This window comes from Rhodococcus sp. NPDC003383 (assembly GCF_053589115.1).
Genome location: NZ_JBSFRG010000037.1, coordinates 48877 through 57629, shown reverse-complemented (window position 1 = coordinate 57629; position 8753 = coordinate 48877). Strand labels below are relative to the sequence as shown.

The following is an 8753-nucleotide window of genomic DNA, read 5'->3' as shown; positions in this document are numbered from 1 at the left end:
ACCCTCCCCAACCCACACCACCCCTTCGCGGGGCCCCCCCCCGGCTGGGGGGGGGCCCCCCTTCTCTGTGTTCGGAAGCTCTGCGTTCGAAAGCCTGAGGTTCGGAGAATCAGCGGTTGATGACGGTCTGCGGGTGCGTGTACGGGAGGGACTCGACCGGAAGCGGGAACTCGGTCTCCTCACCGTACGGAGAGAGCGGACCCGAACGCGTGGAGGACAACTCGGTGACGGCGAGATCGCCATCGACAAGTTCCGGCCACCCGCGATCAACGTACGTGTTCTTCGAATTGTTCGCCATGCGCTCATTTTGGCAGGTGAGTTCGCAGTGGGCCACCTCAGGTCTCTAATCTGGGACGAATGACCCCGACCACCTCGTCCGGGCCCGACTCCGGGCCCCCCACCCTCGCCCGGTGGCTGACCGGACGTCGCGACTCCGACCTCGCCGCGCTGCTGCGCGCCCGGCCGGATCTGGTGGTGCCGCCCCCGGCCACGATGACCGTGCTGGCGAACCGCGCCCAGCAGCGGGCGTCGGTGTTCCGGGCCGCCGACGAACTGACCACCGGCGACTTCGGGGTCATCGAGGCGCTCGCCCGGCTCGGGGCCGCAGAGAAGCCCGTCACGCGCCGCGCGCTGCTCGACCGGCTCGCCGGTCGCACCACCGCGAAGAACGTCGATCGCACCCTGGACCGTCTGCGCACCCTGCTGCTCGTGTGGGGTTCCGCCGACGAACTGTCGCTGGTTCCGGCGGCCGCCGACACCGTGCCCTGGCGCATCGCCCGCAGCACTGCCTCCGATCTTCCGGACGACGCCGAGCTCGCGGCGATGATCGACGACCTCGACGCCGCCCGCCGCGGCATCCTCGACACCCTGGCCCGCACCTCCCCCGTCGGCCGGACCAAGGACGCCGCCGCGGACACGCCCGCCGACCGGCCGGTGCAGCAGCTGATCGCGTCCGGGCTGCTGATCCGCCTCGACGACGAGACCGTCGAACTCCCCCACCGGGTGGGCCAGTATCTCCGGGGCGAGGCACCGTTCGATCCGGCCGCGCTCGCGCCGCCGCCCGCGGCGCCGGCCACGCACACCGTCGCCGACATCAACTCGACCGCCGCGGGTGCCGCCCTCGAACTGCTGCGGCACGCCGAGGAACTGATCGACGCACTCGGTACCACCCCAGCCCCCGCGCTCAAATCCGGGGGACTCGGCGTCCGCGAGGTGCGCAGGCTCGCGAAGACCGTCGGCATCGACGAAACCCACGCGGCGCTGCTCGTCGAGGTGCTCGCCGCGGCCGGACTGATCGCGCGGGGCCTGCCGGACCCGCCGCCACCCACCGACGTCGACGACTACTGGGCTCCGACGACCTCCGCCGACGGCTGGATGAAGGCTCCCGCCGGACACCGGTGGGCGGTGCTCGCCGGCGCGTGGCTCGACTCGCCGCGGCGGCCGTGGCTCGTCGGCCGCCGCGACCAGAACGACAAGCCGATCGCCGCGCTGTCCGACGAGGTGCAGTCCCCGCCCGCAGTTCGCGACCGGCGGCTCCTGCTCGAATACCTCGCGGAGACCCCCGGATCGGCGCCCGACGTCGGGCAGATCCGCGCGGCACTGGCCTGGCGTCGGCCGCGGTGGGCGGGGCGGCTCGGGGGTGACGCGGTCGCCGAAACGCTGCGGGAGGCCACCGCGCTCGCCGTCGTCGCGCACGGGTCGATCGCATCCCCGGGCAAGGCACTGCTGCACGGCGGCGACGCCGAAGCCGAGATGGAAGCCGCGCTACCGGAGCCGGTGGACTACGTCCTCGTGCAGGCGGACCTGACCGTGGTCGCACCCGGGCCGCTGGTGCCCGATCTCGCCGCGCGCATCGCGCTCGTCGCCGACGTGGAATCGGCCGGCGCGGCCACGGTGTACCGCATCAGCGAGGGCAGCGTGCGGCGGGCGCTGGATGCCGGCACCGGGGCCGGAGACCTGCACGCGCTGTTCGCGACGCATTCGCGGACCCCGGTGCCGCAGTCCCTGACCTATCTCATCGACGACGTCGCGCGGCGGCACGGACGGCTGCGCACCGGCATCGCGTCGTCGTTCGTGCGGTCCGACGATCCGGCGCTGCTCGCCGAGGTCCTCGCCGCGCCGGTCGCCGCCACCCTGGCGCTGCGCGCGCTGGCACCGACCGTCGCGATCTCCCAGGCTCCGCTGGCCGAGGTGCTGCAGGAACTGCGGGCGGCGGGTTTCGCTCCCGCCGGGGAGGATTCGTCGGGCGCGGTCCTCGATCTGCGCCCGCCCGGTGCCCGGCTGGCGGTGCCGCGCACGCGCACCCGCTACACCGGCCCGGTCCCCCCGACCGCAGAGCAGCTCGACACGCTGGTCCGTACCCTGCGCGCCGGTGACCGTGCCGCGACCGCGTCGGCGTCGAAGTCGGTACAGGCGGACGGAAGCCGGTCCGGCGGCGCCGCCACGATGGCGCTGCTGCAGCTCGCGGTGCACAGCAAGCGCAGCGTCAACCTGGGGTACGTCGACGCGCAGGGCGTCGCGACCCGGCGCATCGTCGACCCGGTCGCGGTGAGCGGCGGCACGCTCGAAGCGTTCGATCCGGCCGCCGGCACGGTGCGCAGTTTCGTGCTGCACCGGGTCACCTCGGTCGCGCTCGTCGACTGACGGGCACCGACTACCCGGCACCGGCCCCCGGCACCGGCACTCTGCGGAGCCGCCCTGCCGGGTCCGCCGCCTTGCCCCTTCCGTCCACCCTCCCCTTGTCCGAGCGAACGGTACATTCGATCGATTGAAGGAGACGAGCGATACATTCGCTCGGAAAGGACGGGGGCGGGCGGGCAGGGATCGTGGACTCAGGACCGGGAGTCGTCCCGGACGAGCACGAACGGCGACGCCGCCACCCGGGACCACGGTGCCACGGCGAACGTCAGCCCGAGCATCGTCCGCTCGTCGAGGGCACGGAATTCGTCGCGCACCCACCGCCACGGAATCGGGCCGTCGGAGCCGTAGGAGACCACCACCGCGGGCCGGCCGTCGAGCCAGGACGGCTCGGTCGCAACCCGGATGGGCAGGTCCTCACGGAGCGTCCCGTCGTCGGTGACGAGCAGATTGGCCGCGGTGCCGTCGGCGGCGACGCGCTTGCCGTACCAACGCGGCATGCCGCCGAGAGCGATCGCGCGCGGTGCCGCAAAGCGCAGCAGGGCCGGTCCGACGAAGACGGCGCGGTAGGTTCCCGGCGCCATCGTCACGTCCGACGGCAGCGACCGGAACCGTTCGCGCAGTCCGCGAATCGACCCGGGCAGACTCCGGATTGCGTCGGTCTCCCCTGTGTTCACGCCGTCTCCTCGATCTTCTTGCGGGCCGCGTACCGCTCGGCGAACCGTTCGGCCATCGCGGCGATCGTCAGGCTCGGATTCACGCCGACGTTCGCGGGGATCGCCGAGCCGTCCACCACGTACAGGCCCGGATGCGAACAGGGTTAATGGCCAGAATGTGTGTACAGAACCCCCGATTTCTGAGCCCTGACCTCGGATGATAGCGACCCGAACATGCTCTGAAAGCATGTTCGGTGTCAGCTACCCGGAATTCCCCGCTCTGTGGTGTATGCGGAGCCAAGTTGGTCAAGAACGGCACCACCACAGCCGGCCGCACCCGCTGGCGCTGCAAAACCTGCGGCGCATCGACGACCCAGTCACGTCCGGACATCACCCGCAAAGCACAACTGAACGCATTCCGGGCATGGCTTCTCGACGGCCACACACCCACCCAGGTGGCCTCCAGCGCCCGCACCTTCCGCCGCGACACCTCCTGGTGCTGGAACATCGAAATCCCACCACCGACCCCGGCCCCGACACCGGCCGATCTGGTGATCCTCGACGGCACCTACTTCCAATCCTGGTGCCTGCTCATCGCCACCGACGGCCACCATGTCATCGACTGGCAATGGTGCGACCGCGAGAAGAAGATCGCCTGGCTGCAGATCCTCGAGCGCCACCGCGCCCCGACCGTCGCCGTCATCGACGGCGGCACCGGCCTGCACGCCGCGATCGCCGAGCAGTGGCCCACCACCCGCATCCAACGCTGCTACTTCCACATCTTCCAGGTCGTGCGCCGCCATCACACCCTCAAACCCCGACTCGAAGCCGCCCGCGAAATCCTCACTCTCACGCGAGCTTTGATGAATGTCCAGGGCATCGACCAGGCCGTGCTGTGGTTGCAGGCGTACGCGGCGTGGGAGGCCCGCTGGGACGGTTTCCTGCGTCACCGCACATACGCGAAAGCACATGTGGCCCGCCCGAGCGGGGTCTCGGACGACCAGCAGTGGTGGTACACCCACCGGGACCTGCGCAAGACCCGTGGCCTGTTCCGCCGCTTGATCGCCGGCAACCACCTGTTCACCTGGATCGACCCGGAGCTGACCGACGACGAACACCCACTGCAGCGGACCACCTCACCGCTCGAAGGTGGCCCGAACAAGGCGATCAAGGACCTGTTCCGCACACACCGTGGGCTGCCGGTCGAGCACGCTCGCCGGGCCGCGGAATGGAAACTCAACAGTCTGACCGCCGAGCCCCGCGATCAGTGGACTCTGGTCCGGCCCGAGCACCACACGCCGTCCCGGACGACGCGACGCGACACCACCGAGGACGAACCGATCGGCCCGACCATGGGCACCGACTTCAGCTGGGAGGACGGAAACGGTCGTCAACAGGGTTGGGCGGGCAGATCACGCCGGTGAACCGAGCCGACACACCGGTAGCCGTACACACATTTTGGCCTATAACCCCCCGAACACCTCGTGATCGGTGTCGACGACGCCCTGCGACGCGTCGGCGCCGATCGCCGCGCCGCCGAGGATGTGCGCGGTGATGGATTTGCCGCCGATGCTTTCGAGCAGGAGGTTCAGGGGACGACCGCCGATCGAGTCGGCGAATGCGCGCGCAACGGCATTGGCCTGCGGCAGGTAACTCGGTGCCTGCCGGCCCTCGACACCGCGGGAGCGAAGCACCTTCCGCCACGGCCGGATCGGCGACCGAGCGTAGTCGAGCCGGATCTCGCTCTCCACGTCCTGCATCACCGTGAACACACTGAGTCGTTCGATGAAGTTGCGCGCGAACATGGTTCGCAGCTGCCGCAGGGGATGGCGCAGCAGGATCGCTGCGGCGTCCCGTCGGCGGCGGCGTGGATCGGCGCCGTCGACGAGCGGCCCGACCTGGAACCGCATGTGCCAGCCGCCGACGTATCGGTTCTGCGTCACGTGAGTGCGTTCGTCGGGGTAGAACTCGCTCGAAATGGTCGGTCCGCGAGTGAGATCGGCATCGACGTCGTCGGCGAGGACCGCGGTGATCGCCTCCGAGTTGGTGCGCACACGCTCACCGAGCCGCGCGGAGACGTTCGGGAGGCCACCGTTCTCGCGGGAGCGGAACAGCAGTTCCACGGTGCCGAGCACTCCGGCGGCGAGCACCACCTCGGGTGCGCGCAGTCGTTCACCGCTCGCCAGGTGCACCTCGTACCCCTCGTCGAGCGCGGTCACCGACGTGACCTGCTGCTCGGGACGGATTTCGACGCCGCGCCGCTCGGCGAGCCACAGATAGTTCAGGTCCAGGGTGTTCTTGCTGCCGTACGGGCATCCGATCAGGCACCCACCGCACAGCCGGCAGCCGGTGCGGTCGGGCCCGTCGCCGCCGAAGAACGGATCGGGCACCGTGACGCCTTCCTCGCCGAACCAGATGGCCATCGGGGTGGGCCCGTAGGTGTCCTCGGCACCGAGCTTTCCCGCGACGACCCGCAGATGCTCGTCCATCGGGCCGCTGAACGGCGCACGGGTGCGCCCCAGCATCCGAGCGGCGGTCGCGTAGTGATCGGACAGCTCTGCGCGCCAGCCCTTTTCGGAAGTCGGCCAGGACGGATCGTTGAAGAACGCCTGCTCCGGTTCGAGGAGCACACCGGCCCAGACGATGCTGCCGCCGCCGACGCCGGCGCCCCCGATGATGCCGACGTGCGCGAACACCCGCTGCCAGAAGAACCCGCGCAGTCCGAGTTCGGGCAGCCACAGGTATCGGCGCGGGTCACGGCGCGCGGCCGCGAAGTCTGCCCGCGAATGCCGCCTGCCCTGCTCGAGCACCAGCACACGACGTCCCTGCTCCGCCAGCCGCAGAGCGGTGACCGAACCGCCGAATCCGCTGCCGACCACGATCACATCGGCAGCGAATTCCGGATTGTCCTCGGCTTCCACGGGCACAGCATAGATCCCGGTACGTGACGAACCGGACAAACGCCCGGTGAGCGGATCGGTCGGGGCCACCCCGTCCGAACAGGGCGTCGACGTCCGCGATTCCCGGAACACCGCTCTCCGAAGCCGATTTTCGTCGCACGCGAATTTCACGGCGACTGGCTTTTTTCTGCAAATGGGCTATGGTCGGGTCCTGTCGGGTTGTTCAACCCCTTTTTCGAGAGGAGAAAAATGGCCGACAAGGGTAAGGCACTCAAGAAACCGGCGCTGTCCATCAAGGAGCGTCGCGCGGAAAAACGTCGCAAGCAGGCGAACGAGGGCGAATTCGTGACGAGGCGCAAGTCGAACTGAACCGCCGGGAGACGCCGTGACCACCTCAGCTCAGGAACTCCTCGACAGCCTGTACGAGCAGTTCACAACCATGTCCGATCAGACGGCCGGCGGCCCGCAGTCCGCGTTCCTCCACAGCCGCCGGGCCGCCCTGGCTCGCGCCCGCCTGTTCGTCCTCGATCAGCAGGCCGCCGAATGCACCGTGACGGTGTGATCCGGAAAAATCCATCGAATCGGTGAACGACGAAAAACAGGAAACACACGTGAAAAGAGCACTGTCGGCCCTGGACAAAATTCAGGACAGACTCGAAAACGAATTGGATTCCCGACCCCCGGTGTCGGAAAAAGATGCGGGCTATCGGTCCGGAATTTCCGAAGCGCTGGTGTGCGTGATGGAGATGCGCCGCTCGCTCACGAACTGACGAGACCGCAGGGGGATTGCAGGGGGATCGCAGGGGGACCGAGCCGGAGGCGGCGCGCGGGTAGCGCGCCGCCTCCGGTGTCTGGAGAATGGGAGAGTTCCGCTGTTCCCGCGCTAGGAGGCGTCCGTGCCCGACGGACCGTTGATCGTCCAGTCCGACAAGACCTTGCTCCTCGAGGTCGATCACGAGCTTGCCGACGCGGCACGTCAGGCGATCGCGCCCTTCGCCGAACTCGAACGCGCCCCCGAACACGTCCACACCTACCGGGTGACGCCGCTGGCGCTGTGGAACGCCCGCGCCGCCGGGCACGACGCCGAGCAGGTCGTCGACGCACTCGTCACCTATTCACGGTTCGCTGTGCCGCAGCCGCTGCTGGTCGACGTCGTCGACACGATGGCTCGCTACGGGCGCCTGCAGCTGACGAAGAACCCCGCCCACGGGCTGACGCTGGTGAGCCTGGACCGCGCGGTGCTCGAGGAGGTGCTGCGCAACAAGAAGATCGCCCCGATGCTCGGTGCACGCATCGACGACGACACGGTGGTGGTGCATCCGAGCGAGCGCGGCCGGCTCAAGCAGATGCTGCTCAAGATCGGCTGGCCGGCGGAGGACCTCGCCGGCTACGTCGACGGCGAGGCGCACCCGATCACCCTCGACTTCGAGTCCGACCCCTGGCACCTGCGCGACTACCAGGAGATGGCCGCCGAGTCCTTCTGGGCGGGCGGCTCGGGCGTGGTGGTGCTGCCGTGCGGCGCGGGCAAGACGATGGTCGGTGCCGCCGCGATGGCGAAGGCCGGCGCGACCACGCTGATCCTGGTGACCAACACTGTCGCCGGCCGCCAGTGGAAGCGCGAGCTGATCGCCCGCACCTCGCTGACCGAGGACGAGATCGGCGAGTACTCGGGCGAGAAGAAGGAGATCCGGCCGGTCACCATCGCGACCTACCAGGTGATCACCCGCAAGTCGAAGGGCGAGTACCGCAACCTCGAGCTGTTCGACTCCCGCGACTGGGGTCTGATGATCTACGACGAGGTGCACCTGCTGCCGGCACCGGTGTTCCGCATGACCGCCGATCTGCAGTCGCGGCGCCGGCTCGGCCTCACCGCGACCCTCGTCCGTGAGGACGGCCGGGAAGGCGACGTGTTCTCGCTGATCGGCCCGAAGCGGTACGACGCGCCGTGGAAGGACATCGAGGCGCAGGGCTGGATCGCCCCGGCCGACTGCATCGAGGTGCGGGTCACGCTCACCGACGCCGAACGGATGGCGTACGCGGTCGCCGAGCCGGAGGAACGGTACAAGCTGTGCTCGACCGCGCGCACCAAGATTCCGGTGGTCGAGTCGATCCTCGCCAAGCACGGCGACGCCCCCACGCTGATCATCGGCGCCTACATCGATCAGCTCGACGAGCTCGGGGAAGCGCTCGATGCCCCGGTGATCAAGGGCTCGACGCGCACGAAGGAACGCGAGGCGCTGTTCGACCGGTTCCGCAACGGGGAGCTGAAGGTTCTGGTGGTCTCGAAGGTCGCCAACTTCTCCATCGATCTGCCGGAGGCGTCGGTGGCGGTGCAGGTGTCCGGCACGTTCGGGTCCCGCCAGGAGGAGGCGCAGCGCCTCGGCCGGCTGCTGCGGCCCAAGCAGGACGGCGGGCAGGCGCACTTCTACTCGGTGGTCTCCCGCGACACCCTCGACGCCGAGTACGCCGCCCACCGGCAGCGGTTCCTCGCCGAACAGGGTTACGCGTACCGCATCACCGACGCCGACGACCTGCTCGGGCCGCAGATCGGCTGACGCGA

Annotated in this window: 8 protein-coding genes and 1 pseudogene; 5 read left to right on the top strand and 4 right to left on the bottom strand. The window is 69.4% G+C overall.

Annotated elements, in window-relative coordinates; genetic code table 11:
* Positions 1 to 109: 109 nt before the first annotated feature.
* Positions 110 to 298, bottom strand: a complete 189-nt coding sequence (locus ACWDTS_RS24800; protein ID WP_197252485.1) for a hypothetical protein — start codon at positions 296 to 298, stop codon at positions 110 to 112.
* A gap of 59 nt (positions 299 to 357) precedes the next feature.
* Here ACWDTS_RS24800 and ACWDTS_RS24795 point away from each other — a divergent pair, with 59 nt between their 5' ends.
* Positions 358 to 2643 (top strand): helicase-associated domain-containing protein, encoded by a 2286-nt coding sequence (locus ACWDTS_RS24795; RefSeq protein WP_450119213.1) that lies wholly within the window; start codon positions 358 to 360, stop codon positions 2641 to 2643.
* Positions 2644 to 2831: 188 nt separating this feature from the next.
* On the opposite strand, the gene ACWDTS_RS24790 is transcribed toward ACWDTS_RS24795, so the two are convergent.
* Both ACWDTS_RS24790 and ACWDTS_RS24785 read right to left on the bottom strand, forming a co-directional pair.
* Complete coding sequence (locus ACWDTS_RS24790) at positions 2832 to 3314, bottom strand: hypothetical protein (RefSeq protein WP_248676255.1); 483 nt, start codon at positions 3312 to 3314, stop codon at positions 2832 to 2834.
* Positions 3311 to 3448: pseudogene (locus ACWDTS_RS24785) on the bottom strand (GMC oxidoreductase); the annotation flags it as partial. The pseudogene ACWDTS_RS24785 and the gene ACWDTS_RS24790, both read right to left, overlap by 4 nt.
* 99 nt (positions 3449 to 3547) lie before the next feature.
* Between ACWDTS_RS24785 and ACWDTS_RS24780 the strand changes: the two are divergent.
* On the top strand, positions 3548 to 4717 hold the full coding sequence (locus ACWDTS_RS24780; RefSeq protein ID WP_450109156.1) for an IS1249 family transposase: 1170 nt from the start codon (positions 3548 to 3550) through the stop codon (positions 4715 to 4717).
* A 39-nt stretch (positions 4718 to 4756) separates the two neighbouring features.
* On the opposite strand, the gene ACWDTS_RS24775 is transcribed toward ACWDTS_RS24780, so the two are convergent.
* Entirely contained in the window at positions 4757 to 6214 is a 1458-nt protein-coding gene (locus tag ACWDTS_RS24775) for an FAD-binding protein (protein WP_450119212.1), read from the bottom strand.
* 364 nt (positions 6215 to 6578) lie between these two features.
* Between ACWDTS_RS24775 and ACWDTS_RS24770 the strand changes: the two genes are divergently transcribed.
* From ACWDTS_RS24770 to ACWDTS_RS24760, 3 genes are all read left to right on the top strand, one after another.
* Positions 6579 to 6755, top strand: a complete 177-nt coding sequence (locus tag ACWDTS_RS24770; protein WP_248676253.1) for a hypothetical protein — start codon at positions 6579 to 6581, stop codon at positions 6753 to 6755.
* A gap of 22 nt (positions 6756 to 6777) precedes the next feature.
* Positions 6778 to 6963 carry a hypothetical protein gene (locus ACWDTS_RS24765; protein ID WP_197250094.1) on the top strand — a complete coding sequence of 62 codons (186 nt, stop codon included), beginning with the start codon at positions 6778 to 6780 and terminating at the stop codon, positions 6961 to 6963.
* Positions 6964 to 7089: 126 nt separating this feature from the next.
* Positions 7090 to 8748, top strand: a complete 1659-nt coding sequence (locus ACWDTS_RS24760; RefSeq protein WP_197250030.1) for a DNA repair helicase XPB — start codon at positions 7090 to 7092, stop codon at positions 8746 to 8748.
* The last annotated feature ends 5 nt before the right edge of the window (positions 8749 to 8753 follow it).